Below are 26,712 nucleotides of genomic sequence, written 5' to 3'. Positions count from 1 at the left end.
CGAGCGGACACACTTTTTGCTACTTAACCCCAAACAGCAAACCCCTGGCCAGTTCACAGAAGAACCGACCAGGGGAAATGAAAACTGCGGAAGCAGGGGGATTTGAACCCCCGGATGGTTTCCCATCGCTGGTTTTCAAGACCAGTGCATTCGGCCGCTCTGCCATACTTCCAACGCGGCTCAATACCGCTCAAAACATCTTACACCCCACACCACAACACACCCATTCCCAGCCGCACCATGTTTCATTAGGGTGGAGACCATGAGCATCACCACAAACGCAATCATCCAGACCGATACCGAAAACCCCAGCTCCCTGGCCTGGCAGACCACCAGCATCGCCGACCCCCAACCCGGCGAAGCCCTGGTGCGCATCCACTACGCGGGCGTCAATAGAGCAGACACCCTACAAGCCCAAGGCCACTATCCCCCACCCCGCGGCACTACCGACATCATTGGCCTCGAAGCCGCAGGCGTGATCGAAGACCCCAACGGAGCCACCCGCCCCGACGGCTCCCCCTGGCACCCAGGCGACGAAGTCGCAGTCCTGCTCTCCGGGGGCGGGTACAGCGAATACGCCACCGTGCCCGAAGGCCAACTGCTACCCATCCCCGCCGGGTACAGCCTCGCCGAAGCCGCCAGCGTGGTGGAAGTCGCCTGCACCGTCTGGTCCAACATCATGATGACCGCCCGCCTACGCGAAGGCGATACCATCCTCTTCCACGGCGGCGGCGGAGGCATCGGCATCTTCGGCATCCAATTAGCCAAGGCCCTCAGCGCCACGGTGGCCATCACCGCCGGCTCCGAAGAAAAGCTGCACGTATGCCGCCGCTACGGTGCGGACATCCTCATTAACTATAAGGAAGAGGACTTCGCCGACACCCTGGCCGCACACGGCGGGGCGGACGTGATCCTGGACATCATCGGCGCCAAATACCTCGACCGCAACATCGATGCCCTGGCCCCCGACGGGCACATCGTGATCATCGGCATGCAAGGTGGCGTGAAGGGCGAACTGAACATCGCCAAGCTACTCAGCAAACGCGGAAACATCAGCGCCACCGGCCTGCGCTACCGTGACGCGAAAGACAAGGCGCGCATCGTCGCCGAGACCCTGCGCAACGTCTGGCCGCTGCTGGAAAGCGAGAAGATCACCCACCACATCGACCGGATCATGCCCATCGCCGAAGCCGCCGCAGCGCACAGGGCACTGCTGGCCGGGGAGGTCACGGGCAAGATCGTGCTCGAGCTGCCGCAGAGCTAGGCGCGCGGCTTGGTGAGCCGCCCGCTCCCGCGGTTCCCGCGCCCACGTCTACGCGGCCACCCGCCCGTCTGTACCAACACCAGCGCAGCCAGCACCAGCAGCAGGCCAACCCACTGCACCAGCGAAAGCCGCTCGCCGACGAACACCACGCCCAGGAACGTAGCCGTCACCGGGCTCAGCACGCCCAGGATCGCCACCTGCACCACGTCCAACTTGGCCAAACCGTGGAACCAAATGCCATACGCAATCAGGGCACCGAAGATCGTCAGGTACGCATAGCCCAGCACGTTCTGGCCGGTCAGGTGGTCCGGCAGCCCCTCCATCACTAGCAGCAACGGAACCAGGAACAGTCCGCCGAAAGTCAGCTGCCAGCCCGTCACCGCCAGCTGCGGAACATCGTCCGGCTTGCCCCACTTCTTCGCCAGAATCGCACCCAGCCCCATGCACACACTGGCTCCTAAGCCCGCGAGAATACCGGTGGCATTGAGGGCTGCGGAGGGCGTCAATACCAAACAAGCCACACCCACCACAGCGACGAGCGCGCCGATCACCTGGTACGGCTGAATCCGCGTGCCCAACAGCGCCGGGCTCAGGGCGATCACCCATAGCGGCGCCGTGTTCGTCACAATCGCCGCCACACCGCCCGGCAGCAGGTACGCCGCCGCGAAAAGCAGAGCAAAGAAGCCGCCGATGTTCACAACCCCCAGCACCGCGGACTTCCACCACCACTGCCCGCGCGGCAGCCTGCGGAACCACAGCAGAAGCAGCAAACCCGCAGGTAGCGCACGCAGCACTCCCGCCAGCAGCGGCCGCCCAGGCGGCAGCAGGTTCGTGGTGACGATGTACGTCGTTCCCCAAATTATCGGTGTAAGCGCGGTAATCAGTCGTAGCACACGGCCACGCTATCTTACGGACGCCACCACCCGCACCAACTGGTCCACATCATGCACGGTGTTGTGCGGGGCGAACCCGACGGAAACTGCACCGGCCTGGTCTAGTTCCGACCCCAGCGCCGAGTCCCGTTCCGGCCCCTGCGGAGAACTCTGTGCCGAGGCAGCGTCCGCCGCCTTGCGGCCGTGGCGGCCGCGGGAGTTCGCGCCCGGCGCCGCGGGCAGCTCCTCGAAGACCCCCATGCGCTCCAGCAGCTGCGACTGGCCCGGCGCGACCACTCCCGCGACCACTCCATTGGCCAGCAGGCGCTGCACCACCACGCCCGCGGGCACACCATCCACTAGGAAGCTCACGCGCGGAATACGATCCACGGCGGCGAACTCCTCCAGCACAGGGCCGTCCCCATCCACGCCAATCACGTGCACGGTGCCGAGGCTCTGCAGACCTTCCACCAGGTGCGTTGCCAGCGTATTCAGGTGCTCGGCGGCGCGGGGCAGCCCCTTCTTCAACCGCGTACGGCGGGTGCCGCGGGCGGAATCGTCCAAGCGGGCCAGGTGATCCACGGCCTCCGCCACGCCACCCAGCAGGCCCTCCGACACGCCGCCCACGGCTACGCCATGCGCAGAGTGGAAGACCTCGCGGCGGGTGGCATCATCCTTGAACACCAGCGCGCCGACACTCGGGCCGCCCAGGCTGGCGACATCCAGCGCCAGCACATCAGCACCCATCTGCTCCACGTCCACCACGCGGTAAGGAGCGAAGGAATCTACATCCACCACCAGCAACGCCCGGGACTTCGCCCGCACGCAATCCGCGATGGCCCGCACATCCGTCACCGCGCCGACGTACCGGTTCGCGGCGGAGACTGCCACGACGGTCGTCTCCGGCTCCACGAGGTTCGTGTACTGCCAGGCCGGCAACACACCGCTGGAAAGATCCGGCTCCGCCCAGCGCACCCGTGCGCCATACAGATCCGCCGCATGCTTCCACGGCGACACGTTCGCCGGATCGTCGATACGGGACAGCACGACCTCCTGCCCCAGGCGCAAGCGCCGGTACAGGGCATGCGCCAGGTCATCCAGCAGCGCCGCGCGGGAGGCTCCCAGCACCACATTCTCCGGGCGCGCGCCCGTCAGATCTGCGATAGCGATCCGCGCGGAGTCTCCGAAAGACTCACCAATGCGGCGGCCCGGACGCTGCGCGCGGGAATGCGAACCCGTCGCCGACTCCGGAGGCTCCAGCAAAGAAGCCACCCGGAAACTACGCGCCACCGCCGAAGACACCCGCTCCGGAACCTGCGGGAAATCCTGCGCGTTTAAGTACGTCCAGCCATCCGACAGCGATGCATACAATCCCCGCACCCGTGGCACATCGAACACTGGAACTCCTTATCCACCTAGACTGCACTACCCAGACTGCGCTACCTGGGCTATCTAGATTGCTTCAAACTGCGATTGCTTCAGACTGTGCTTCTGCCCAACCGATACTAGCCTGCCAGCCGGACACGCAACACCGTCGCCGGTCGCGGCCACCGCCGTCCCCGGTCCCCGGTCCCCGCCGTCCCCGTCCCCGCGAGCCAACGCAGCCACCAACACGATCGCGGGACGCGCCGAGAATAGGAGGCGTGGGCGTCACAAAGTAAAATAGACTGCCTCAAAGCAACAGCAACAGAAGCAGGAACACATGCCACAGAAAATGCCAGAGGCCGCGGATCTCCAGCGGATCACCGCCGCGACAGACGGCGACATCCCCGCTAGCAACTCCCAAACCTTCGCCGCCGCGTGGGCGGACCTGAAGAAGGGGCTGGCGCAGCGCGAACTTTGGCTGGCGCTCGGCTGGCAGGACATCAAGCAACGCTACCGGCGCAGTACCCTCGGCCCGCTGTGGATCACCATCGCCACCGGCGTGATGGCTCTGGCCCTCGGCCTGCTGTACAGCCTGCTGTTCCAGCAAGACCTGGCGAGCTTCCTGCCACACGTCGCCGTCGGCCTGATCCTGTGGGGCTTCATCGCAGGCTGCATCAAGGACGGCGCCGAGGTCTTCATCGCCAACGAAGGCCTGATCAAACAACTACCGTCCGCCCTGTCGGTGCACGTGTATCGCCTGGTGTGGAGGCAATTCCTCTTCCTGCTGCACAACCTCGTGATCTGGCTGGTGCTGCTGGCCGTGTTCCGCCCATCGCTCGGGTGGGAAGTGCTGCTGATCGTGCCCGCCATGGCGCTGATGATCGCCAACGGCATCTGGGTGACCATGTTCTTCGGCATCATCGCCACCCGCTTCCGCGACGTAGCCCCACTGCTGGATTCGCTAGTCCAACTGGCCTTTTATATGACGCCCATCGTCTGGACCACCAAAACCCTCCGCGACCAAGGCGGGGCAGTGGCCGAGCGCGCACGAATTGCGGAGATCAACCCGCTGTACCACTACCTGGAGATCGTCCGCGGGCCGATGATCGGCGAGCCAGTCCCCGCCTACCACTGGGGCATCGTGGGCGTGCTGACCGTGCTGGGGCTTTCGCTGGCTCTGCTGGTGATGCGCCGCTGGCGCTTCCGCGTGAGCTACTGGGTTTAGCCGTGCTAGCTGGTGTGCCTGGTATGGCTTGGCTTTGCGGCTGGCTTAGCGGCAGGTGGGCTTGGGGCCCGCCAGCCGCGACAACTGAAACAACAAAGTGAGATGACATGGTTTCGATTGACACTTACGACGCGTGCGTAGACTTCCCCATCTTCGATGCGAAGACCCGCTCCATGAAGCAGACATTCCTGGGGGCTGCCGGCGGCGCGATCGGCAGGAACTCGTCGAATACGGTGATGGTGGAGGCGCTTAAGGGCGTCAATCTGCATCTACAAGACGGCGACCGGATCGGCCTGGTCGGGCACAACGGCGCCGGCAAGTCCACCCTGCTGCGTCTGCTCAGTGGGATTTACGAGCCGACGCGCGGGTCCGCGATCGTGCGCGGGCGCGTGGCACCCGTGTTCGACCTGGGTGTGGGCATGGATCCGGAGATCTCCGGGTACGAAAACATCATGATCCGCGGGCTTTTCCTGGGGCAGACGCGCAAGGCAATGCGGCGGAAGATGGACGACATTGCGGAGTTCAGCGAGCTGGGGGACTACCTGGAAATGCCGCTGCGTACTTACTCGACGGGTATGCGGATCCGGTTGGCTTTGGGGGTTGTGACCAGCATCGACCCGGAGATTCTGCTGCTGGACGAAGGCATCGGCGCCGTGGATGCGGCGTTCATGGCTAAGGCACGCGGGCGGCTGGTGGAGATGGTTGAGCGCAGCGGCATCCTGGTTTTCGCCTCGCACAGCAACGAATTCCTGGCGCAGCTGTGTGACAGTGCGCTGTGGATCGACCACGGAGAGGTCCGGAAGGTCGGGCGCGTGGATGATGTGGTTGAGGCGTATGAGGGGCCTGAGGCTGGTGCGCACGTCCGCCGGGTGCTGAAGGACCTGGGCCGGGGTTAGTTTGGAGGTTTGCGGGCTGGGGTTTGTTTGGCGGGGTTTGTGGGCTGGGGTTTGTTTGGCGGGGTCGCCCGGCGGCTGGCCTTGCCCGGCGACTGGCAGCTTCGCCCCACCAGCCCCACTTTCCCACCAGTCCTATCTGTCCCACCAGCCCCTACCGTCCCACTTATTCCATAAACCACCCTGAAGCCCGTCCTGGCGAGTGGTTAACTGTCGGAAAAGTTGCACTTCAAAACGCTAGATGTCGGAAAAGTTGCAAAACGTAAATCCTTATCGCCGGCACCCAACTCGAAAAACTCGCTGACCTGCAGCTTTACATAGGTGAAAATGTATCCCAATAACAAATTGCAACTTTTCCGACACTTTCTCCACCAAGGAAGCTACCGGTCACTTCGCAGATCGCCACAATGCCATAACGGCAGCCTCAAGTCGCTCTCCCGCCCCAATATTCACACCCATGTGGCGGAAACCCCAGCTCGCCAACACCCCACGGGCCCGCACTAATACTCCACAGGCTCGCACCAATACTCCCACGACTCGCATCGCCACCTCACAGACTTAAATGTCGGAAAAGTTGCACTTCAAAACGCTAGATGTCGGAAAAGTTGCAAAACGTAAATCCTTATCGCCGGCACCCAACTCGAAAAACTCGCTGACCTGCAGCTTTACATAGGTGAAAATGTATCCCAATAACAAATTGCAACTTTTCCGACACTTTCCCGTCCAGCAGTTGCTCTTGAGGTCACCAGCCCACTCCCCCAGCGCTCACACCAATAACAATGCCCCCAGTGGCCCCAATACTCACTTTCACGCATTCAGCACCAGCACGCCGCGCGGTGCCGGCACCAGCACCCACTCCCACCAGCACCACACCCAACACCACACCCAGCACCAGCACCACGCCCGGCACCAAGCTGCCCATACACCATCGGGGAGATTCCCGCATCTCGAATTTTTGTGCTTGTGGATAAAGCATCCGTCCGCAGAGAGTTATTCACAGGGCCAAGCCACCCATACCCCGCCAAGCTCGCTCAAATGCAAGAATGACCGCAACCCCGGATGCGTTGCCGAATCTCTTTATCTCCATCAACTCTTTGAATGGCTACGTAGTCCAGGGAAAACAGGGGGCGACAGTGAAACAATCCAAGGCACGTACAACAACAGATCACACCGCACAGCAATTGAGCGATAACAGCACGAGCGGCAGCACACACACCAACGCACACACCAGCACATCCACCAGCACACACACCAGCACACACACCAACACATCCACCAGCACACACACCAGCACCAGCACCAGCGCAAGCAATGGAAAGGCAAGAGCCAAATCCACGACCACCCGGAGGGCGCGTGCGGTCACATTTCCCCAGGCACCACCACGCAGGAAGGCCAAGCTACTCCTCGACGTTCACACGATGAACCCCTCGGAGGCGCGAAAAATGCAGCGACTCGCAGCGAGGGGTGAAGCGGTCAGACTTGCACCTGGAGTCTATATTCCCGCAGGTCAGTGGCGCGAGTTTGAACAAGACCCCGACGCAGAAGCAATTAAAGCGCGAGCCAGAATCGCCGCCGAGTACATCCGCAGTGGTCCAGCCGTCGTGGCGGGCAAATCGGCGGCCTTCCTCCACGGCCTGCCCCTAGAGAAGTTCGGGCCGCCGGAGACGGTGGAGTTGGCGTCACCAAAAAGAAGCCTGATGGGAAGAAACGGCAGGTCAGAGCGCCACCTCGCTACGCCGGGGCAAGGCCAGCGCGCCGTGCTGATCCCCACAGAGTTCGGCGAAATCTGGACCAGCGGACTGCTGGATACGTGCCACGACCTCGGGCTTCGGCACTCGCTGGACGACGCAGTCATCGCCACGGAGGCCGCGCTACACACAAAGAAAATCACGTGGCATGAGTGGTGCAACTGGCGCGCGTGGCAGAGTGAACAGCCAATCCGCCACGGCGCGCAGCGGGCTCGCACGGCGGCGCGCCTCATCACCCGCTACTCCGAAAGTCCGCGCGAGTCGCAGCTGAAGATCCGCTTCTGGGAACACGGCCTGCCCGCGCCGTTTCAGCAGGTCAACATACTCAACGAGGCCGGCTGGACCATCGGGCGCGTCGACATGTTTTTCGACGTCGGCCTCGCCGTCGAATACGACGGCCGCGAGAAGTACGGCTCCACCGCGCCGGCCATCGAGCGCGCCCTGCTGCAGGAACGCCAGCGCGAAAACGACATCCAAGCCCGCGGCATCACGCTGCTGCGCATCACGGCGGAAACGTACCACTCCGGCCACGCAATCGACCAGGTCAGCGAGCATTTCCACGCCCTCGCCGCACGCCCGACCCGCCCGCCATGCACCCTCTGGAGCGGCGGCGCGCTCGCCTGGTCGTAGCCATTTCTGTCCTTTCTTATTGACGCCCCCTCGCCTCCACCGACTTCACCTCCAGCTTCGCGAACCGTCCGCCCCGCCCCGGCGCGAGCTAGGCGCAAGCCCGGCGCGAGCTAGGCGCGAACTAGAGATAAAAAGAGAATTAATGAACCGCGCCAGTTGGGGCACGCGAAGCGTTAGACTCGGTCACGGACGTGCAAGCGTGACTGACGGCACAGTGCAATTAGACACTGACGGCACAGTGCAATTAAACGCAGCCACGCAGAGCAAATACTCCCCCCAGAACTCACGCAGAACCAGGTGAAACAGTTGACCAACCCAGCAGGCGACAACGGCGCAGGCACCCCCGCCGGCAGCGAGGAAGCCACTCCGGCCAGCACCCCCGCCGGCGACGGCGCAACCGCATCCGAGGCCTTCAACTCTAAGGCGTGGCTGCAGCACTACACCCCGTGGACGCAGCACACCATTGACCTCGACGACCCGGCGGAAAACCCCGCAGGCTTCACCATTCCGGAGGTCTTCTGGCACGCGGTGGACACGATCGGCGAACGCAACGCCTTCACCTTCTTCGGCAAAGCCACCACCTACGAGCAGTACGGCCGCCAGGTCGCCATCGCCTCCGCAGCCCTGGAGAAGCTCGGCGTGCAGCGCGGAGACCACGTCGCCATCGCGCTGCCGAACTGCCCGCAGGCCCTCATCGCCTTCTTCGCAATCCAGAACGTCGGCGCGGTTCCGATCCTCCACAACCCGCTGTACACCGCCGCCGAGCTGCACCACCCCTTCAACGACCACGGGGCAAAGGTCGCCTTCTTCTGGGACAAGGTCGGCGACGTCGCTGAACAGCTCCGCCTGGATAGCCCCCTGGATACAGTCATCGCCGTCACCCTCCCCGACGAGATGCCCGCCCTGCTGCGCTACGCCCTGAAACTGCCGATCCCGAAGATCAAGGCTATGAAGGACAAGCTCACCGGCCCGGCGCCCTCCGCCGTCTCCTGGAAGAGCTTCATGCGCACGGGCGGAAATGGCGAGAAGTGGCTGCGTGGGGGCGTCAATAATAAGAAGACCGACCCCACCGACCCCGCGCTGATCCTCTATACCTCCGGCACCACCGGCAAGCCCAAGGGCGCCGTGCTGACTCACCGCAACCTCATAGCGAACCTGCGGCAGGGCCAAGCCTGGGTGAAGGGCCTGGGCACCGGACCGAAGCCGGAGGTCATGCTGGCCGCGCTGCCGATCTTCCACGCCTACGGCCTGACCATGAACATCACGCTCGCGCCGATGATCGGCGGCGAAATCCAGCTGCTCCCCGCGCCCGAAATGCCGCTGGTCATGCGTGTGATGAAGAAGAACATGCCCTCCTGGATGCCCGGCGTGCCCGCGCTGTACCAGAACATCATGAAGGAGGCCGAGAAGCGCGGCATGTCGCTATCCGGCATCCGCAACTCCTTCAGCGGTGCCAGCGCACTGCCCGCAGAGACCGTCCGCGAGTGGGAAAGCTCCACCGGCGGCAACATCGTGGAAGGCTACGGCCTGACCGAAACCTCGCCGATCATCGCAGGTAACCCCATGGGCAAGGGTCGCGAGGGCTACATCGGCGTGCCTTTCCCCTCCACCGAAATCCGTATCGCCAACCCAGACAACCCCGCCGAAACCATGCCCGACGGGGAGGCCGGCGAGCTGGTCGTCCGCGGCCCACAGGTGTTCAAGGGCTACCTCAACCGCCCGGACGCCACCGCCGAGGCCTTCCACGAGGACTGGTTCCGCACCGGCGACATGGCCGTCATGGAATCCGACGGATACCTGAAGATCGTCTCCCGCATCAAGGAAATGATCATCACCGGCGGCTTCAACGTCTACCCCGCCGAGGTCGAAGAAGTCCTGTGCGAACACCCCTCCATCGAGCAGGCTTCCGTCGTTGGCGTGCAGCGCAAGGATGGGTCCGAAACCGTCGCTGCGGCTGTGGTTCTGGCGAATGGCGCTGTTATTGACGCCGACGACTTCCGCGACTTCGCCAAGAAACGACTGACCGCATACAAGGTGCCGAAGGTTTTCCATGCTTTCCAGGAGCTGCCCGCCGACCAGCTGGGCAAGGTGCGCCGCCGGGAAGTGCAGGAGCTAGTGGCGGAGAAGGAGCAGGCCTAAACCATGCCACTGAGCAGGAACGATACCGTCGCAGCAGTGATCGTCACGCACAATCGCGTGGAGTTGCTGGAGGCCTCGCTGCGCCAGGTTGCAAACCAGGAAGGCGCGGAGGTCGCACACGTGGTGGTTGTGGATAACGGCAACGACCCGGCGGTGCGTTCGCTAGTGGAAGCGGTGTGCGGGTCGCGGGCGCACTACGTGGGGTCCGCGACGAACCTGGGCGGAGCGGGTGGTTTTGCACTGGGATTCCTGACGGCGCTGTCCCTGGGTGCCGACGCGATCTGGTGCGCCGACGACGACGGGCGGCCAGCCGACGAGCACGTGCTGGCCACCCTGCAGGAAGTTGCCGAGCGCGAGGGGCTGGAGGAAATCAGCCCGGTCGTGTGCAACATCGAAGATCCGGAGCGGCTGGCCTTTCCGCTGCGCCAGGGGTTGGTGTGGCGGCGGACACTATCCGAGCTGGAGGGGTCTTTCCTTCCGGGGATCGCCAGCCTGTTTAACGGCGCGCTGATCAGTGCACGGGCGATGGAGATAATTGGCGTTCCCGACTATCGACTGTTCATCCGTGGCGACGAAGTGGAATACCACCGCCGCCTAGTCCGCAGCGGCCTTCCCTTTGGAACGTGCCTGACCTGCGCTTACCTGCACCCCGACGGATCGGACGAGTTCAAGCCGATCCTCGGCGGGAAGATGCACACGCAGTACCCGGACAACGAATTCAAGCGCTACTTCACGTACCGCAACCGCGGGTACATCATGAGCCAGCCGGGCATGCGCAAACTACTGCCGCAGGAGTACGCCCGCTTCGGCTGGTTCTTCCTAGTGCAGAAGAAGGACCCGAAAGGGTTCGCCGAGTGGCTGCGACTGCACGCACTCGGCCGGCGCGAGCAGTTCCGCCGACCGGGACGGTAGCGGGCGGCGCACCCCCGGAGCACGAGTGCGCCCGCCGCCCGCCGCCCGCCGGCCGAAGTTCTAAGCAACTTTTTAAGCGCACACACCGACTTCCATTTTCCTTTTATCCCGGCGACGGGCGTAGTCTAAAGAGACTGTCGCGGTGCCAATGCACAATGTCATTGCACAATGCCAATGCAAAATGGCATTGCAAAATCCAGCAAACCAAAGCAAACCCCCGGCACCGCCATGCACCACCTAGCCGAGGATAAAGTTAGCCGAAGTGACCGTGTCCGAAACCCAAACGACCCCTAGCGCTGAGCCCACCGGCCCCGCTGACGACGTAGGCGTCAATAAGAAAAACGCCGAAGGCGCCGCTCCTTCCCGAGCCCGCCGTCACCGCCACGTCGCGCGGCAGTTCATCCAATTTGGGCTGGTCGGCGCGTCGGGATTCGTGGTGAACCAGGCGATTTTCGTGCTGTCGAAGAAGCTCGCGGAGTCTGGCTGGGATATTCATGTGCAGGATGCGTTCCTGAACCTCCTCGGCAGCCAATACCATTTCCGCTGGTACCACGTGTTTTCCGTGATCGCGTTCCTGCTGGCGAACATCTGGAACTTCTGCCTGAACCGCTACTGGACTTTCCGCCACGAGCCGAAACGCGCCTGGTGGAAGCAGCTGCCGCAGTTCATGGCCGTGGGAGTGTTCGGGCTGCTGATCACGCTGGTGGTCTCGACGGCGTTGGTGAATCCGGAGTCGCCGATCGCGCTGCCGCACGACATTTTCGATAACTCGACGGGGCTGCGCACGCGCGCGTACTGGGGCAACTTCATCGGCGTGATCCTGGCGGTGCCGGCGAACTTCCTGTTCAACAAGCTGTGGACGTTCCGCTCTGCCCCGCGCGAGCCGAACCGGGTGGTGCGCGTAGTCGAGCCGCGAAGTGGCGGTGCGGATGCGGGCGGTGCGGATGACTAGCCCTCCTTCTAATGACGCCCCCTCGCCGCAACAGGCCGGCGGTACCAGCCGGGCCGGGCAGGCCGGTGGCGCTGGCGCGGGCTCTGGCGCGGCCGGGCAGGTAGCGCACACCAGCCGGGCGCAGCAAATGCTCCAGTCACAGCTGGTGAAGTTTGTGCTGGTCGGAGGCTTCAGCGCCATCGTCGACTTCGGCTCGACGGCGCTGTTCACCTTCGCGTTAGGCTTGAGCGATGGCGTGGCGAAGGCACTGGGATTCGTGCTGGGAACCCTGACGGCGTATTTCATCAACCGTCGGTGGACTTTCCAGGCGGAGCCGAGTGGGCGTCGATTTGCAATAACCATGGCGACCTACGGCCTGACCTTTGCGGTGCAGTGGGGGCTGTACAAGGTGTCGATCCCGTGGCTGGAAGGCTTCGACCTGAATGCGTTCTGGGTGCGTGCGATCAGTTTTGTGATTGCGCAGGGCACGGCGACGGTGCTGAACTTCCTGATCCAGAAGTTCCTGATTTTCAAGCGCTAGCTGGGCTTCGCCTCTGCCTCTGCCCCGCCGGCACTGGCTTCGCCTCTCCCTCTGCCCCTCCGGCTCTGGCCTCGCCCCTCCCTCTGCCCCGCTGGCTCTGGCTTCGCCTCTCCAGTCACTCCGAGCTCTCCAATCACTCCAGCCCCTTTCATGTCTTGATATGAGGCAATATGAGGCAACGTGAGGCAAGCTCAGCCACTCCCAGATGCTTAAATGTCGGAAATGTTGCATTTTGTTATTGACCTCCATTTCCAACTTTGTAAACCTGCAGTTCAGAGCGTTTTCCCAGTCTTCCTCAAACTACACCCAGGAACGTTTTGCAACTTTTCCGACATTTAACAACTGGGACTGCAACTTTTCCGACAGTTAAGACCCTAAGCAGCTCCGCCGAGGTTCGGATGTCGCTAGAACGGGAATCCTGCGCTATTTGAGGTCCTCCAGGGGCTCCGCCGAGGTGCGGATGTCGCTAGAACAGGAATCTGTTAATGAAAGTGATTTGCAAATCTTCAAAAGCGCAGGTCAGAGAGTTGCGGAATTCTGCAAGGAGTTGCGGGCGCCGACAGATTCCCGTTCTAACGACATTGCGACCCGCCGAGCGCCCTGTTGGGCCTGTTTTGGCCGACAGATTCCCGTTCTAACGACATTTCAGCCCACCGGGAGGGGCATCTAGGCCGGGTCGGCGGGCAGCGAAAGCCGGGCTACAGCTGCAGGATGAAGCGGTACATCTCCAGCCGCTCCAGCACCGAGCACTGCGGAACCAACGGAACCGCCTGGTCATCGGGCTGACGCTCCCATTTGCAAGCCCCCACCTGCGCCAAGATGCGCCCGGTCCGCCGCGACAGCCATTTGATTTCGCTGGCGCTGAGGGCGTCCGTACCAAGGGCAGTTTCAGTCGGCGGCAGCTTCGCGTCCGCGCGCGTGTAACCGAGTGCCGACATGAAGGCCTCGCTGACCTCGTCGGTTTCCGCATCAACCAGGGTCGACAGGGCGATGATCCGCGCCCACGCGGCGGCGCGTCCGATTTTGCTTTTCTCGATCGGCGCGTCGGCCAGCAGCTCGGCGGCGTGCTCGGAGACGTTGGCGGGCCGCTCCAGATCCAGCGCCTGCAGCAGCGGAATGAACTCGTACATAGCCCCGTCGCGCAGCAGTTCGCGCAGCTCAGGATCAACTTCGGCAAGAACCTGCTCGACGGTATCCTCGCCAGCCAGCGCCACATTCACCTCGGTGATGTCGACCATCGCCGGGATTCCGGCAGGGTGCAGGTGCGCGGCGAGCTCGTCTTCCTGATTTTTATCGACGCCACCCGCCTCCGCCGCATCACCATCAGTATCGCTGAGGAAGTCGGCGGCCAGGAGGACTGCTTCGGCGTTGGTATCGCCGGGCGTGTCAGCGGTGGAGCCGAAGAGGGAGTTGGAGGATCCGAAAGGAGTATCGGCCGAGACGGCGAAGGGGGAGTCGTAGGCGGGGTCGAGCTCCTCGTGGCGGGTGGTGGTGTCGGTGACGGTGATGCTGAAGTCGTAGCCTTCGACCTTCAGCACGCCGATGGTTCCGCGGCGGAAGATATCGCTGAGAGCAGTGCCGATGGAGTTGGCTCCCTTGGCGTAGACGCGAACGCGGCCGGCGGTGCGGGCGCGGAAGCTCCAGGTTGGGGCGCCGGGTGTGCCAGCGCCAGCAAAGCCGGCGGCGGCAGGCTCGCCGTTGTCGGCGGCCTGATCTTCCAGCGCGCCCCGATCTTCCCGCGCGACGTAGCGCGTGGGGTGCGCCTCGGGCACCCGGTTGACGGCCTCTGGCCAGCGGAAACTCGTGAGGATTGCGTCGGCGAAATCGGCCACGCTCATGGCGCCGGAGACGCTGAGCAGGCGCGAGTACCTCCCCACGCTGGGGTAGTGGTGCTCCACTGCCACGGTGAATGCTGTGGTTTGTGCCCTGAATTCCCTGTTCATCCCCATCCCCCGTGTGGACATGACCCCCAGGGTTTCCTGTGTCCAACCGGCTCTGCTGCCCTCCGCCCGCGCAGCACCAGAACCGCCAGCGGATTCATACCCGCCGACGGCTCTGATGAGAGGTGTGGGTTTCATGGGTTTAAGCGTAACCGCGCCCGGCTAACCTCGCTTGGTGAGCACCACCGGCAGCGGTCGGGCATTCGAAAACTCGCTGTTCACGGCACCAATTCTGCGAACCCGGAGCTTGTCGAACGCATTGTACTGGGAGATCCAGCCTCGGAGGGCGGCAGCTTCTTTCAGTGCGCTCGCCACGGCCGCGCGCTCTGCGTAGTCTGCGTCGCCCGCGCCCGCACCGTCAGCACCCTCGCCGTCCGCGCCCGCATCGTCGGCACCGTCGCCCGCGGAAGCACCGGCGGCCGCAATCCCCGCCTCGGCCTCGCGGAACTCCGCCAGCAGGCGGAAGCTCCCCCACGCTGGCTGCTTCTTATCCGGGAACTCCGAGCTGAAGTGCTGCTTTGCGGAGGCGAGGGCGTCCTCAAGACCAGCCTCCGTGGCGGCCACATCAATCAGCGCGACCTCCCGCGGCAACAGCTCGGCCGCCGCCGCGTCCCCCACGAACAGCACCGGATAGCGCAACAGGGCCGCGAGCATGGCCGCCCGGTCGTCGGTGCCCTCAATCCAGTCGGCGTTGGCGGCGAAGCCGTGGATGCCTGCGCCGTCGATCAGCCAGGCTCCGGAAAAGTCGCCGAGCTGCACGTCAGGGTCGGTTTCCACCTGCCAGATGGCGAAGGTGGGGTCGTCCGCAGGGCCAGCGGCGGGGCCAGCCGCGGAGCCAGCGGCGGCAACGACCATGATCGGGTCGTAGCGGACGGATGCGGACTCCCCAGCGGCGGTGCTCTCAGGTGCAGTTGTGCTCATCGCTTTCGGAGGTTACCACCAACTATGATCATCCCCATGGCTGTTTTTGATAGGTTCCCCGCCGCCGCGAAACTCTTCAAGCGCTCCAAGCCCTCCCCCGCCGAGCAGGAACACAGGAGTGCGCCGGTGCGAATTGGTGGCGTCGGTAAAGAAAGCAGTTACGAGGCTTCCACCCGCACGAACCTGCCGCTCAACGAGTACATGACCCGCCTCATGGCCCAGGAACTCCCCATCCTCGACAGCACTAGCCGCCAGCGCGTGCGCGACATCCTGCGCGACTACGACGGCCCGACCATCACCGAACCCGAGGAACTGCCGGAGGAAATCCGCCAGATCATGGAGCTCTACTAGCCCTCCGCTTGCCCTTTTTTTAGTGACGCCACCCACACCGCAACTGCGAAAACGCTGGCAACTTGAGCCCCACGCGGCGCCGCACCCAGGGGTTGTCGCGCCCGGGCGCTAGGGTAGAGAACATGGAATTGCACACCAGCACTCGTACCCTCACCGGGTGGGGCCGCACCGCCCCCACGACCGCCGAAGTTCTGTCTACGCAGGATGTCGACCAGATTGCCGCCGCCGTTGCGCGCGTGGCCGACGATAACGCGGATAAGCCCAGCCACCTGCAGCGTGGCGTAATTGCCCGCGGCATGGGTCGCAGCTACGGCGACCCGGCCATGAACGCCGGCGGGCTCGTCATTGACATGCAGCAGCTGAACACGATCCACAGCATCGACCCCGATACCGCCCTCGTGGACGTGGACGCGGGCGTGACGTTGGATCAGTTAATGAAGGCCGCTCTGCCCTACGGCCTGTGGGTGCCGGTGCTGCCCGGTACGCGCCAGGTGACCATCGGTGGCGCTATCGGCCCGGATATCCACGGCAAGAACCACCACTCCGCGGGTTCCTTCGGCGACCACGTCCGCTCTATGGAGCTGCTGGTGGCCGACGGGCGCGTGCTGCACTTGACCCCGGAGGGCTCCACGGACGACCCGGACGGCGAGCTGTTCTGGGCCACCGTCGGTGGCATGGGCCTAACCGGCATCATCCTGCGCGCGACTATTGAGATGACGAAGACGGAGACCGCGTACTTCATCGCCGATGGAGACATGACGCACTCCTTGGACGAGACCATCGCCTTCCACTCCGACGGTTCGGAGCACAACTTCACCTACTCCTCCGCCTGGTTCGACGCGATCAGCCCGGAGCCGAAGCTGGGCCGCGCCGCGATCTCCCGCGGCTCCCTGGCCACCCTGGATCAACTGAAGGAATACGCGCCAAAGCTGGCGAAGGATCCGCTGAAGTTCAACGCCCCGCAGCTAATGACCGTGCCGGATATCTTCCCGAGCTTCACCATGAACAAGCTGTCCATGGTGGCCATCGGCGAGCTGTGGTGGCTGAAGTCCGGCGAGTACCGCAACCAGGTGCAGAACCTCACGCAGTTCTACCAGCCGCTGGACCTGATCGGCGAGTGGAACCGCGGCTACGGTTCCAAGGGCTTCCTGCAGTACCAGTTCGTCGTGCCGACGGAGGCCGTGGAGCCGTTCAAGGAGATCATCCGCGACATCCAGCGCTCTGGCCACTACTCCGCGCTGAACGTGTTCAAGTTGTTCGGCGAGGGCAACAAGGCTCCGCTGAGCTACCCGATGCCGGGCTGGAACGTCTGCGTGGACTTCCCGATCAAGCCGGGCCTGGGTGCCTTCCTGGATGACCTGGACCGCCGCGTGATGGAGTTCGGCGGCCGCCTGTACCTGGCCAAGGAGTCCCGCACCTCCGCCGAGAGCTTCCACAAGATGTACCCCGGCCTGCCCGGCTGGCTGGCCACCCGCAAGCGCATCGACCCGACGGGGGTTTTCGCCTCCGACATGTCCCGCCGCCTTGAGCTTTAACTGCACAGAGCTTTAACCCGAAAGAGAGTCACAATGATTGATGCCGTTGGCAAACCCCAGTCCATCCTGCTGCTCGGCGGCGCGTCCGACATGGGCCTTGCCGTCGTCGAGGAGTTCCTCTCCCGCGGCCCCGCACGCGTGATCCTGGCCGCCCGTGCAGGCGAGTCTTTGGATGACGCCACCGCACGCATGAACGCCGCCGGTGCCAGCGAGGTCGTACCCGTCTCCTTCGACGCAGTGGACTTCGATTCCCACCCGCAGGTGTTCGAGGAAATCTTCAGCCACGGCGACGTGGACCTGGCCATCGTTGCGTTCGGAATCCTGGGCGATAATGAGAAGCAGTGGACCAACCAGAAGCTGGCCGTGCAGGCCGCACAGGTGAACTTCACTGGCGCTGTCTCCGTCGGCGTACTGCTGGCGGACTACATGAAGAAGCAGGGCCACGGCCAAATCGTGGCGTTCTCCACCGTTGCAGGTGAGATGGTTCGCCGCTCCAACTTCGTCTACGGCTCCACCAAGGCCGGCCTGGATGGTTTCTACCGCATGCTGAACGAGGCCCTGCGTGGCACCGGCGTGCGCGTGCTGACCGTCCGCCCAGGCCAGGTGCGCACCAACATGACCAAGGACCTGGACGATGCCCCGCTGACAGTGGACAAGGAAGACGTGGCCAAGGCCATCGCCAAGGCCGTGGATAACCGCAAGTCCCTGATCTGGGTGCACCCCCTGTTCCGCCCGATCATGCTGATCCTGAAGCACCTGCCGCTGCCGGTCCTTCGCAAGCTGCCTCTCTAAGTTCCACTTAGCTGAGCCCCGGGGCTTGCGCCCCGGCGAACCTAGCCCTCCGGCGGACTCTAGCTCTTCGGTGCGCCCGGGTGCGCGGACTCCCGCGCGTCCAACTTCAGGAACGCCGACAGCACCATCAGCAGCACCGACGCGAACGCCGCAACCAGGAACGCCATGTGGATGCCCTGGCCCACCACCTGCTGCTCCACCAGCGCAGGATCCGTCGCAGCCAGGCCTGCCAGCTCCGCCGCATTACTAGAGGCGTAGCGGGCGGATGCGAAAGTCATCACAGCCACGAAAATCGCCGTTCCGGCGCCACCCGCGACCTGCTGAAGGGTATTCAAAATTGCCTGCGCGTGGGCAGCCAAAGAGTCCGGCACGGCGGCCAGGGCGTTGGACATAAGGGGCGTCATCATCAAAGCAATGCCCAAGTTCAAGATCACCGTAAGAACCATGAGCTGCACAAACGCCGGCCACGTCCCGGATCCGACCCAGGCGAACAGGTGCTCCGTCTGCTCCAGGGCGGCGAAGCCCATCATCGCGATCGTGATCAAAATACTGCCCGGGATGATCAGCATGCGCGTGCCACGGGCATCGTAGGCGCGCCCAATGGCCGGGCCCAGCAGTCCCATGACCAGGCCTCCGGGCAGGGAAACCATGCCGGTCTTCAGCTCCGACAGGCCTGCGACGTTCTGCGCATACAGCGGCATCAGGATGATGAAGCCGAAGAGCATGTAGAAGGAAAACAGTAGCAGCCCCAGCGACAGGTTGTACTCGCGTACCCGCACCGGCTGCAGGTTCAGCAGCGGGGTGGCGTTCGGCTTGTCGCTGCGCTCCAGGGAACGCTGGCGCAGGAAGAAAACCACCAGGATCGCCAGGCCTGCGGCGAGGATAACCAGGCGCTGCACCGGCACGCCGTCGGCCAGCTCCGACAGGCCGGCCAGGCCGTAGACCAGGCCCGCAAAGCCGAAGGCAGAGAGGAACACCGACAGAATGTCCAGGGACGGGCGGGTCGGCTCCTCGAAGTTCTTCACCAGGAACAGGCCCGCGACCAGGGCAATCAGCACCAGCGGAGCGACGAGGATGAAGATCCAGCGCCAGCCCAAGGCCTCCAGCGCCACCCCGGAGAACGTCGGGCCCAGCGCCGGAGCCACCGCGATAACCACCGACACCAGGCCGAACACCGCACCGCGGCGGCTGATTGGCACCAGGCGGATGATGGTGGTCATCAACATCGGGATCACCAGCGCCGTGCCGCTGGCCTGCACCACGCGCGCGAGCAGCAGGATCGGGAACGTCGGCGCTGCCGCAGCCAGGATCGTGCCGACAAGGAACGTCGTCAGCGCCGCAATGTAGATCGACCGCAGCCGGAAGCGCTGCATGATGTAGCCGGTCATCGGAATGACCACGGCCATCGTGAGCATGAACGCTGTGGTCAGCCATTGCGCTGCATCGGCGGTGACGCCAAATTCTCCCATCAAAACGGGCAGCGCAACCGCCAGCGTGGTCTCGTTGAGAATCACCACGAAGGCGGCGGCGACGAGCACGCCGATCAGGAGTTTTGCACCGGGCGTTGGCTCGCCGGGAGGGACGGAGTGCTCCGCGCGGTCGGAGTCGGGCCTAGCGCTCAATTTCGCCCTGAGCCTCGCCAGTGCCTTCGCCGCTACCCTCGCCCCGCTCGAGCGCGTTCGCACCGTTCTCGGCATTCAGCTGGGCGCGGATTTCCTCCAGGCGGGAGGTGGCGCGCATGTCATTTCCAGCCGATTCGATTTCCACCATGCGACCCTGCACGGAGTTCTCGACCAGCTCCTGGCTGCCGAGCGCCCGGGCGTAGCGCTGCTCGATCTTCTCGCGCACGCTGTCGAGGGTCGGTACGTCATCGTTCTGCACCAGGCCATCCATCTGCTGCATGGAGTTCGCGGTGGCCTCCTGCATCTTCGCCTGGTCAACCTGGGTGCGCAACTGGTTGATCTGCGCCATCTGATCCTCCAGGCGGGCGGCAGACTGCTGCTGTTGCTGCTGCGCCTGGCGGGCTGCTTCTTCCGCGCCGGCGTACAGCTGCTTGGTTTCCTCCAGCTGCTGTTCGACGGAGACCAGCTGCGATGCGAAGAGCTCTGCAGTCTGGTTCAGCTCGTTGGCCTTGGTCTGGTCGCCGTCAGCCGCGGCCTTGTCGGCCTGCTGGATGGCGGTGCGGGCATTGTTGGAGAGCTTGTCTGCGTCCTGCTGCAGGCGGTTCAGCTTCATCTCCAGCTGGTTGCGGTTGCCGATCACGCGCGCTGCACTTTCGGAAATCTGCTGGTGCTGCTTGCGGGCCGCTTCCGTGGCCTGCTGGATCTGCACATGGGGATCCGCGTTCTCCTCGATTTTCGTATCGAGGGACTGCATGAGGTATTTCCAGCCCTTAGAAAATGGATTCGCCATGGGAAAACTCCTGTGTCGGTGTGTAGTCGGTACTTAGTCGGGATGTAGTGGTTTGTTTAAGTTAACTGCATTCCAGCGTACTGACTTTCCGCGTGGCGCACGGGGCGAAAGCAAGAGCGGGGTGACAACCCGCCACTAGAGCGGGTACAGGTGAACCACCGGGGCATTCATGTCCCGCCCGGTCAGGTGCAACAGGTCCAACTTCACTTGCTTCAGGGAGACGACCTCCATCACCGGGTCCGGGATCGGCGCCTCGCTAGGAACCAAGCCCAGCTGGTGTAACACATCCCCCGCGCCAGCGGAGATATCGACCTTCACCGGTACCGTGGAAATCTCAGCCAGCGCGGGCACGGCCTCCAGGGACGTAGCCTCCACCACGACGGGGCCGTCGATCACGTAGGTCTCCACATCCGAGCCGGTCTGCATCAGTCCGTCACCCCACTGGCCGGGCAGCTTGATCTGCAGGTTCTTGATCTCCAGTCGGTCGCCGGTGATGCGCAGCAGGTCGCGGCGGCCCTGCTCCGTGCCCACGGAATCCACGCCGACACGCACGTTCCCCTTGAAGGTCACGTTATCTGCGGTGACCTGGCCTACGTCGCCCACGCGCGCGGGCTGCGCCACACTGTACGGGGCATTCGCATTCAGGATGCCCAAGCCGGTCGCAATCCCCACTGCCACCAGCAGGGCTGCAACCGTCGCGGAGTACCCGCCGCCGGAGCCCCCGTCCTCGTCCTCGCCCCGGGCCTTCTTCGGCTTACGCTCCCCAGGCTCCCAGGCCAGGGCAAACGCCCCGCCGAAAATACCCAGCAGCGAGCCCAACAAGAACCCGCCGATATTGGAGGCCGGCAGCGCCACCAGCGATGCCAAAATGGCGAAAACCCCCAGGTAGGGCGCCGTGGCAGGCTTCAGCCAAATACCCAGTGCAAACATGATCTGCGCTGCGCCCAGGAATAGCGTGGAAACTCCCGACAGCGTGGAGATCATCACCAGTAGGTCAGAGATCCGCAACGTCAGATACGCGGGCGTCATTATGACAACACCCGAAAGCAGCACCAACAGTCCCGGCACAAACGGTCGGTTGCGGCGCCACTCGGCGAAGCGCGCTAACCGCCCTTTAGCAGGCATTCTCGGTTCCTCGGCGCACGCTCGCCTCCACACCGGAAACGTTCAGCTGCTTTGCACCAACCGACGTGGCAATGATCTTATCCGCCACAACCTGCACGTCCTTCGAGTGCAGACCCCAAGCGTCGTCCGGTGCTTCGGGGTTGACCTGGCTGGCGTCAATACCAAGGTTGGGGTCGGCCATCCGCAGGCTGCCCTTGATGTCGGTGGAGCCTACGATCAGGTCGTCCGCATCAACGCTGTTCTGTCCGTTGGCGCGCAGCGAAAGGGTGGCCTCGCCGACGGCGGGAAGGTTCGGCACAGTGGTGGAAAGGCACAGGTCAGAGGCCTTCGCCTCCTTTATCTTCACGCGCGCGACGGGCAGGTGGTCGTCACCTTTCGTGTCGTTATCCATGAACAGGGAGAAATCCTGCCCGGACAGGCCGCCGATAGTCACGGTGAAGAAGGATCCGGAAAGCGCCAAGTTCGCGGAAATACCACCCTTCGCCACGGCCATTCCGGTGCCGGCAAAGCCGACCAGCCCGGCGGTAAGCGCAACTGCGGCCTTCCTGCCGTTGATCCGTCCCATTCTTCGTGCCTCCTGTTGTAATGCCCTTATGCATTATCCCCGCGGTGGCACCGTTGCGCGAATTGCGGTTCTTTTTGGTGACGCCCTCTAGGCCGCGCCCGCCCGCGCCTCAGCGCGCGCGCTTACTACTGCTCGGCCTGCTGAGCCTCAAGCTGCTTGCGGACCTCGTCCATGTCCAGCTTCTGTGCCTGATCCATCAGGTCGTTCAACGCCTTCGCAGACAGCAACCCAGACTCCCTGGCCAGCAACACACCGTCGCGGAACATCATCACAGTCGGGATCGACTGGATCTGCAGCGCAGCGGACAACTCCTGCTGAGCCTCAGTGTCCACCTTGCCGAACACCGCATCCGGGTGCTCCTCGGAGACCTTCTCGAAGATGGGTGCGAAGCGCTGGCACGGGCCACACCACTCCGCCCAGAAGTCCAGAACAACGATGCCGTCGCCCTGCACGGTTTCCTGGAAGTTCTCACCGGTGATTTCTACGGTCGCCATTTCTTTCCCTTCGGTTGGTTGTCGTTGGGCGTGCATGTTTTTCCAACATTACGCAACGCACGCTTTATTCCCCGTTTAGAGTTCTTTTTATGTCTATTTATGACGCCAACGTGAATCCATCCGGCACTTTCAAAATGTACAAGAAGCTTGCGCAGAAGCCATTCGGCAATGGCCTGTTCTCGCTGGTAGCCAGCGCAAAGGCACCGTACTTCCTTACCGTGCAGCCGCGCCTGCAGGAGTTGCGCCCCGGCTACTGCAAGGTTCGGTCGAAGAAGTGGTGGCTGCTGAACAACCACATTGGAACCTTCCACGCCATTGCGGCCTGCAACGTCGCGGAGTTTGCGATGGGGATGCTGGCTGAGGCGTCCATACCAAACACGCACCGCTGGCTACCGCAAGGAATGCGCACGCAGTACCTGAAGAAGACGAAGGGCAGCCTGACGGCCACCGCGACGGCGGAGCTGCCGGACTTCGAGAAGATCACGAAGGAATCCGGCGGGCAGACCGTGCCGGTGAAGATTCACTTCGCGGATGACGAGGGCAAGGAATCCACTTACGTGGAGATCGACATCTGGGTGACGGCGAAAAAGTAGCGGGTCAAGTACCCGCCAAGACCGCGCCAGCTAAGCGCCCGCCAGTGCCGCGCCGCCCCAGACCGCGGGCAGGAATACCGCGCAGCAGGCCAGCAGCATCGCCGCCACGCCGACGATCCGGCGGCCCGGTTGGGGTTGGGTGAACACCTCCACCATGGCCGTGGAGAACGTGGTGAAACCTCCGGCTACGCCTACTCCTATCAGCGGAAATAGAATGCCCAGGGCGCTGGCCGCTCCCCCGGAAGGTTGCAAGGCTTCGGGTTGTTGCAGAGCCCCGGGGTGCTGCAAAACAAAGCCAAGGACCACTCCCAGCGCGATGGTGCCTAAAAGGTTGATGACCGCCAGGCTCCACAGCGGCGCCCACCCGCGCCGGGATTTCAGATACGTATCCAGCTGGTAGCGCGCAGCGGCGCCAGCTCCGCCGCCGATTGCGACAGCCACCAACTCCACGAGTGTTGCCCCGGAGCTCATCGGTCTCCCCCTCCCCGAGCCTCGCGGACTATGTCAGCGCCGTCTGTGGGAGCTTTGCCGACCGCCGCGCGCCGCATGCTCCCCAGCGTGTTCAGGTCGCGCCCCAGCCGCAGGCCAGCGGCGGCCGCGAACAGGCCAAGCGCCAGCGTGCACACCCCGTAAGCTGCACCGATGAGGACGGGTGCGGTGGAGGAGGTGGCGTCATGAATAAAGAGCGCCCGAGCCACATCGGCACCGACCACGGCCGCGGCGAGCGAGCTGAACGACGTGAATCCGCCAAGCACGCCCGTGCCCCAGAAGGCCCGACGGGGGTCGGCGGCGCGTGGGATAAGGCCGACAAGTAACGCCAGGATGAGGGCTCCGAGGACGTTGACCAGCAATAATGCAGCGTCCCCGAGGGTGACGAAGCCGAAGGCTTTTAGCTGCGTGGCCGCGCCGGGGACGCGCGTTGGGTCGCCGAGGGCGGGGAGCCAGATGGTAAGCGCCCAACGAAGAATCGCCCCCAGCGCGCCGCCGAGGAAGACCAGGGCGACGGGCGGGAGGCGTTTCATGGGGGCTATGTTACCCAGCCCGGTGAGTGAGGTGAGTTAGGCCTGCTTGATGGCGACGAAGCCGATCTCGGAGTGCGCTGCGTCGATCTGGAAGTTGCCGTCGTAGTTGATGCGTCAACTAAGTTGACTGATGTGCGATACTGGAGCACATGACACGAGCAAACACTTCTCTCCCGCCAAGCGAGCAGGCGAATGCGGCACCTCAGTGGTTGAACAGCCGCGAACAGCAGGTGTGGCGAGCGTGGCTCAACACCCACATCCAGATCAATGCCGAACTGGCACAGCAGCTATCGGCGGACACGTCCCTTTCTTTGTCGGACTACGAAGTTCTGGTGCACCTTTCGGAATCGCCGGACAACCAGCAGCGAATCGTCGCCCTGGCGAACACGATGCAGTGGAGCCGTTCCCGCTTATCGCACCAGATCACGCGCATGGCTAAGCGCGGCCTGGTGCGGCGCGAGACATGTGACGCCGACGGCCGCGGGGCCTTCGTTGTCCTCGAAGCCGCAGGCCTCGAGGCGATTACTAATGCTGCTCCCGGGCACGTGAAGAAGGTCCGGGAGCTGATCTTCGACCACCTCAGCGACGCCGAGGTGGAGAAGTTGCTCGCGCTTCTTTCGAAGCTGGACGCGCAGTTCTAGCTCCGCGCGAACGCGCAGAGCTGGGCGCTGGGGCTGGACTGCTGGGGGCAGCTACCTAGGGCATCGGGCTGATGTCGCGCGCCATGTCAGAGAACTTGGAGAACTGCAGCTGGTTCGCCACCGTCACGGTGCCGATCGGGCCACCACGGTGCTTCGCCAGGATGATGTCGGCCTCGCCGGCACGCTCGTGATCCGGGTTCTGAGAATCCGGGCGGTTGATCAGCATGACCATGTCGGCATCCTGCTCCAGCGAACCAGATTCGCGCAGGTCAGAGACACGCGGCAGCGCGTCGTCACCACGGGACTCCACGCCACGGTTCAGCTGCGAAATTGCGATCACCGGGACGTTGACCTCCTTGGCCAGAAGCTTCAACTGGCGGGAGAATTCCGAAACCTCTTGCTGGCGCGATTCCACGCGCTTACCGGAAGACATCAGCTGCAGGTAGTCCACCACGATCAACTGCAGATCCACCTGCTGCTTCAGGCGGCGCGCCTTCGAGCGGATCTCCATCATCGTCAGGTTCGGCGAATCGTCGATATAGATCGGCGCATCCTCGATCTCGCCGATACGCACGGTCAGCCGGTCCCAGTCGTCATCGGTCAACTTGCCGCCGCGCATAGAAGCCAGGCGCACCTCCGCCTCCGCGGAGAAGATGCGCATCATCACCTCCGACTTGCTCATTTCCAAGCTGAACAGCGCCGACGCTTTTCCATGTTGGATCGACGCCGAACGCATGAAATCGAGAGCCAACGTCGACTTACCTACACCGGGTCGCGCGGCCACAATCACCATCTGTCCGCCGCGCAGGCCGTTCGTCAGATCATCCAGGTCGGCGAAGCCCGTGGGGATGCCCATCTCCACGCCATCCTGGCTCTCCAACTGCTCGATCTCCCCCACCGTGGAGGCAACCAGTTCCGCGAAGACCTCGTAGTCCTCCTTCGCGGCATCGTTGGTGATGGCGAACATCTCCTGCTGCGCGCGGTCGACCACGCTGTCGACTTCCGCACCCTCCGTGCCCGCGTATCCCAGCTGTACGATCGTCGTGCCCGCCTGCACCAGGCGCCGCAACGTGGCCTTCTCGCGCACAATCTCGGTGTAGTAGCCAACGTTTGCCGAGGTCGGAGTCTTCGAATAGACGCTGTGAATGTAGTTCGCGCCACCAACGAAGCCCAGCACGCCGTCCCTGTCCAAGCGCCCGCTGACGATCACCGGGTCTACTTCCTTACCCTCGCCGTAGAGCTGAAGTATGGCGTCAAAAATAGTCTTGTGCTTCGGCACATAGAAATCGTCGCCGACCAGGACCTCCACGACATCCGCGATCGCGTCCTTGTTCAGCATCATGGCGCCGAGCACGCCCTGCTCGGCCTCGGCGTTCTGCGGCATCTCGCGCACGATTTGCTGGTTGCCCGCGCCACCGCCGCCTCGCCGGCTGCCACCCCGGAAGTTGCCGCCCTGGAAGTTTCCACCCCGTCGGCTGCCGTCGTTGAAGTTGCCGCCCTGGAAGCTTCCCGCACCCGCCCCGGAAGCTCCGCCAGCTCCGCCGTCGAAGGCGCCGGGGTCGCCGAAATCATCGAAAGGCTCGTCGGGCAACGGGGCGCCGTCGTCGAAGTTCATGCCTGCGTTCTTCTGGCTCATGCTGTCCACTTTAGTGGTACGGCCAGACAACCCCCTAAGCATGTTTTCCGCGCCTTCCATGCGAGCTTTTCTGGCGCGTGCTGGGCGTGAGTTGGAGACGCGTTGGGCGTGAGTTGAGCGTTATTTTGCACGGAAGCAAATCGAGTTATCCACAGGCTCTGTGGA

The 26,712-nt window shown here is 63.6% G+C and carries 27 protein-coding genes and 1 tRNA gene; 13 read left to right on the top strand and 15 right to left on the bottom strand.

Features of this window, described 5'->3' with window-relative positions:
• Positions 1 to 87: 87 nt before the first annotated feature.
• Positions 88 to 172: transfer RNA gene (locus tag HMPREF2678_RS05035), tRNA-Ser, on the bottom strand.
• Positions 173 to 262: 90 nt separating this feature from the next.
• Between HMPREF2678_RS05035 and HMPREF2678_RS05030 the strand changes: the two genes are divergently transcribed.
• Positions 263 to 1,264, top strand: coding sequence for an NAD(P)H-quinone oxidoreductase (locus HMPREF2678_RS05030; RefSeq protein ID WP_035001724.1), 1,002 nt, complete (start codon positions 263 to 265; stop codon positions 1,262 to 1,264).
• On the opposite strand, the gene HMPREF2678_RS05025 is transcribed toward HMPREF2678_RS05030, so the two are convergent.
• Positions 1,261 to 2,157, bottom strand: coding sequence for an EamA family transporter (locus HMPREF2678_RS05025; protein WP_070551190.1), 897 nt, complete (start codon positions 2,155 to 2,157; stop codon positions 1,261 to 1,263). The two genes, HMPREF2678_RS05030 and HMPREF2678_RS05025, sit on opposite strands and share 4 nt — an antisense overlap.
• 9 nt (positions 2,158 to 2,166) lie before the next feature.
• Complete coding sequence (locus tag HMPREF2678_RS05020; protein WP_051893608.1) at positions 2,167 to 3,534, bottom strand: aminotransferase class V-fold PLP-dependent enzyme; 1,368 nt, start codon at positions 3,532 to 3,534, stop codon at positions 2,167 to 2,169.
• 304 nt (positions 3,535 to 3,838) lie between these two features.
• Here HMPREF2678_RS05020 and HMPREF2678_RS05015 point away from each other — a divergent pair, with 304 nt between their 5' ends.
• Both HMPREF2678_RS05015 and HMPREF2678_RS05010 read left to right on the top strand, forming a co-directional pair.
• Positions 3,839 to 4,726, top strand: coding sequence for a galactan export ABC transporter permease subunit Wzm/RfbD (locus tag HMPREF2678_RS05015; RefSeq protein ID WP_070551188.1), 888 nt, complete (start codon positions 3,839 to 3,841; stop codon positions 4,724 to 4,726).
• 107 nt (positions 4,727 to 4,833) lie between these two features.
• Positions 4,834 to 5,622 (top strand): galactan export ABC transporter ATP-binding subunit Wzt/RfbE, encoded by a 789-nt coding sequence (locus tag HMPREF2678_RS05010; RefSeq protein ID WP_070551186.1) that lies wholly within the window; start codon positions 4,834 to 4,836, stop codon positions 5,620 to 5,622.
• Between the two features lie 739 nt (positions 5,623 to 6,361).
• Here HMPREF2678_RS05010 and HMPREF2678_RS05005 read toward each other — a convergent pair.
• Together HMPREF2678_RS05005 and HMPREF2678_RS10360 are read right to left on the bottom strand one after the other, a co-directional pair.
• Positions 6,362 to 6,541, bottom strand: a complete 180-nt coding sequence (locus HMPREF2678_RS05005; protein ID WP_034966681.1) for a hypothetical protein — start codon at positions 6,539 to 6,541, stop codon at positions 6,362 to 6,364.
• A gap of 243 nt (positions 6,542 to 6,784) precedes the next feature.
• Positions 6,785 to 7,015, bottom strand: coding sequence for a hypothetical protein (locus tag HMPREF2678_RS10360; RefSeq protein ID WP_168163086.1), 231 nt, complete (start codon positions 7,013 to 7,015; stop codon positions 6,785 to 6,787).
• A gap of 46 nt (positions 7,016 to 7,061) precedes the next feature.
• Here HMPREF2678_RS10360 and HMPREF2678_RS05000 point away from each other — a divergent pair, with 46 nt between their 5' ends.
• From HMPREF2678_RS05000 to HMPREF2678_RS04980, 5 genes are all read left to right on the top strand, one after another.
• Complete coding sequence (locus HMPREF2678_RS05000) at positions 7,062 to 7,997, top strand: hypothetical protein (protein ID WP_246817889.1); 936 nt, start codon at positions 7,062 to 7,064, stop codon at positions 7,995 to 7,997.
• Positions 7,998 to 8,294: 297 nt separating this feature from the next.
• Positions 8,295 to 10,136: a long-chain-fatty-acid--CoA ligase gene (locus HMPREF2678_RS04995; protein WP_083303424.1), complete on the top strand. Its 1,842-nt coding sequence runs from the start codon at positions 8,295 to 8,297 to the stop codon at positions 10,134 to 10,136.
• A gap of 3 nt (positions 10,137 to 10,139) precedes the next feature.
• Positions 10,140 to 11,048 (top strand): galactofuranosyltransferase GlfT1, encoded by a 909-nt coding sequence (locus HMPREF2678_RS04990; RefSeq protein WP_070551184.1) that lies wholly within the window; start codon positions 10,140 to 10,142, stop codon positions 11,046 to 11,048.
• Between the two features lie 247 nt (positions 11,049 to 11,295).
• The gene (locus HMPREF2678_RS04985; RefSeq protein WP_034971999.1) at positions 11,296 to 12,000 is read left to right on the top strand and encodes a GtrA family protein; all 705 of its coding nucleotides are present in this window, start codon (positions 11,296 to 11,298) and stop codon (positions 11,998 to 12,000) included.
• Complete coding sequence (locus tag HMPREF2678_RS04980) at positions 11,993 to 12,520, top strand: GtrA family protein (RefSeq protein ID WP_083303423.1); 528 nt, start codon at positions 11,993 to 11,995, stop codon at positions 12,518 to 12,520. The genes HMPREF2678_RS04985 and HMPREF2678_RS04980 overlap by 8 nt, the downstream gene beginning before the upstream one ends.
• Before the next feature lie 698 nt (positions 12,521 to 13,218).
• Here HMPREF2678_RS04980 and HMPREF2678_RS04975 read toward each other — a convergent pair.
• The gene (locus HMPREF2678_RS04975) at positions 13,219 to 14,598 is read right to left on the bottom strand and encodes a hypothetical protein (RefSeq protein WP_141747023.1); all 1,380 of its coding nucleotides are present in this window, start codon (positions 14,596 to 14,598) and stop codon (positions 13,219 to 13,221) included.
• A gap of 24 nt (positions 14,599 to 14,622) precedes the next feature.
• Positions 14,623 to 15,381, bottom strand: a complete 759-nt coding sequence (locus tag HMPREF2678_RS04970; protein ID WP_070551178.1) for a hypothetical protein — start codon at positions 15,379 to 15,381, stop codon at positions 14,623 to 14,625.
• Positions 15,382 to 15,417: 36 nt separating this feature from the next.
• On the opposite strand from HMPREF2678_RS04970, the gene HMPREF2678_RS04965 reads away from it, so the two are divergent.
• The 3 genes from HMPREF2678_RS04965 to HMPREF2678_RS04955 all read left to right on the top strand — a co-directional run bounded on the left by HMPREF2678_RS04965 (position 15,418) and on the right by HMPREF2678_RS04955 (position 18,059).
• Positions 15,418 to 15,732, top strand: coding sequence for a hypothetical protein (locus HMPREF2678_RS04965; RefSeq protein WP_371325836.1), 315 nt, complete (start codon positions 15,418 to 15,420; stop codon positions 15,730 to 15,732).
• Between the two features lie 122 nt (positions 15,733 to 15,854).
• Positions 15,855 to 17,267 (top strand): decaprenylphosphoryl-beta-D-ribose oxidase, encoded by a 1,413-nt coding sequence (locus tag HMPREF2678_RS04960; RefSeq protein WP_070551176.1) that lies wholly within the window; start codon positions 15,855 to 15,857, stop codon positions 17,265 to 17,267.
• Between the two features lie 33 nt (positions 17,268 to 17,300).
• Positions 17,301 to 18,059, top strand: coding sequence for a decaprenylphospho-beta-D-erythro-pentofuranosid-2-ulose 2-reductase (locus HMPREF2678_RS04955; RefSeq protein ID WP_070551174.1), 759 nt, complete (start codon positions 17,301 to 17,303; stop codon positions 18,057 to 18,059).
• A 59-nt stretch (positions 18,060 to 18,118) separates the two neighbouring features.
• Here HMPREF2678_RS04955 and HMPREF2678_RS04950 read toward each other — a convergent pair whose 3' ends face one another.
• The 5 genes from HMPREF2678_RS04950 to trxA form a co-directional block, all read right to left on the bottom strand.
• Positions 18,119 to 19,681 carry a DHA2 family efflux MFS transporter permease subunit gene (locus HMPREF2678_RS04950; RefSeq protein ID WP_246817888.1) on the bottom strand — a complete coding sequence of 521 codons (1,563 nt, stop codon included), beginning with the start codon at positions 19,679 to 19,681 and terminating at the stop codon, positions 18,119 to 18,121.
• Positions 19,671 to 20,471 carry a PspA/IM30 family protein gene (locus HMPREF2678_RS04945; RefSeq protein WP_070551172.1) on the bottom strand — a complete coding sequence of 267 codons (801 nt, stop codon included), beginning with the start codon at positions 20,469 to 20,471 and terminating at the stop codon, positions 19,671 to 19,673. The genes HMPREF2678_RS04950 and HMPREF2678_RS04945 overlap by 11 nt, the downstream gene beginning before the upstream one ends.
• A 135-nt stretch (positions 20,472 to 20,606) precedes the next feature.
• Positions 20,607 to 21,596, bottom strand: coding sequence for a DUF6114 domain-containing protein (locus tag HMPREF2678_RS04940; RefSeq protein ID WP_070551170.1), 990 nt, complete (start codon positions 21,594 to 21,596; stop codon positions 20,607 to 20,609).
• A complete protein-coding gene (locus HMPREF2678_RS04935; RefSeq protein WP_034966659.1) occupies positions 21,586 to 22,161 on the bottom strand; it encodes a DUF6230 family protein in 576 nt (191 codons plus the stop codon). The genes HMPREF2678_RS04940 and HMPREF2678_RS04935 overlap by 11 nt, the downstream gene beginning before the upstream one ends.
• Positions 22,162 to 22,286: 125 nt before the next feature.
• Positions 22,287 to 22,655, bottom strand: coding sequence for a thioredoxin (gene trxA / locus HMPREF2678_RS04930; RefSeq protein WP_034966658.1), 369 nt, complete (start codon positions 22,653 to 22,655; stop codon positions 22,287 to 22,289).
• Positions 22,656 to 22,744: 89 nt separating this feature from the next.
• Here trxA and HMPREF2678_RS04925 point away from each other — a divergent pair, with 89 nt between their 5' ends.
• Positions 22,745 to 23,248, top strand: coding sequence for a hotdog fold domain-containing protein (locus tag HMPREF2678_RS04925; RefSeq protein WP_070551168.1), 504 nt, complete (start codon positions 22,745 to 22,747; stop codon positions 23,246 to 23,248).
• A gap of 30 nt (positions 23,249 to 23,278) precedes the next feature.
• On the opposite strand, the gene HMPREF2678_RS04920 is transcribed toward HMPREF2678_RS04925, so the two are convergent.
• A complete protein-coding gene (locus HMPREF2678_RS04920) occupies positions 23,279 to 23,719 on the bottom strand; it encodes a fluoride efflux transporter FluC (RefSeq protein WP_035006732.1) in 441 nt (146 codons plus the stop codon).
• Positions 23,716 to 24,270 (bottom strand): fluoride efflux transporter FluC, encoded by a 555-nt coding sequence (locus HMPREF2678_RS04915; RefSeq protein WP_051873793.1) that lies wholly within the window; start codon positions 24,268 to 24,270, stop codon positions 23,716 to 23,718. Before HMPREF2678_RS04915 ends, HMPREF2678_RS04920 begins: the two co-directional genes overlap by 4 nt.
• 149 nt (positions 24,271 to 24,419) lie before the next feature.
• Here HMPREF2678_RS04915 and HMPREF2678_RS04910 point away from each other — a divergent pair, with 149 nt between their 5' ends.
• Positions 24,420 to 24,911: a MarR family winged helix-turn-helix transcriptional regulator gene (locus HMPREF2678_RS04910; RefSeq protein WP_043011747.1), complete on the top strand. Its 492-nt coding sequence runs from the start codon at positions 24,420 to 24,422 to the stop codon at positions 24,909 to 24,911.
• A gap of 55 nt (positions 24,912 to 24,966) precedes the next feature.
• Here HMPREF2678_RS04910 and dnaB read toward each other — a convergent pair whose 3' ends face one another.
• Positions 24,967 to 26,547, bottom strand: a complete 1,581-nt coding sequence (gene dnaB, locus HMPREF2678_RS04905; protein WP_034966799.1) for a replicative DNA helicase — start codon at positions 26,545 to 26,547, stop codon at positions 24,967 to 24,969.
• Positions 26,548 to 26,712 lie beyond the last annotated feature (165 nt).

The organism is Corynebacterium sp. HMSC058E07 (assembly GCF_001809885.1).
Classification (GTDB): Bacteria; Actinomycetota; Actinomycetes; order Mycobacteriales; family Mycobacteriaceae; genus Corynebacterium; species Corynebacterium macclintockiae.
Note: the sequence above shows the minus strand (reverse complement) of the source record. Positions and strands in the feature narration are given on the sequence as shown.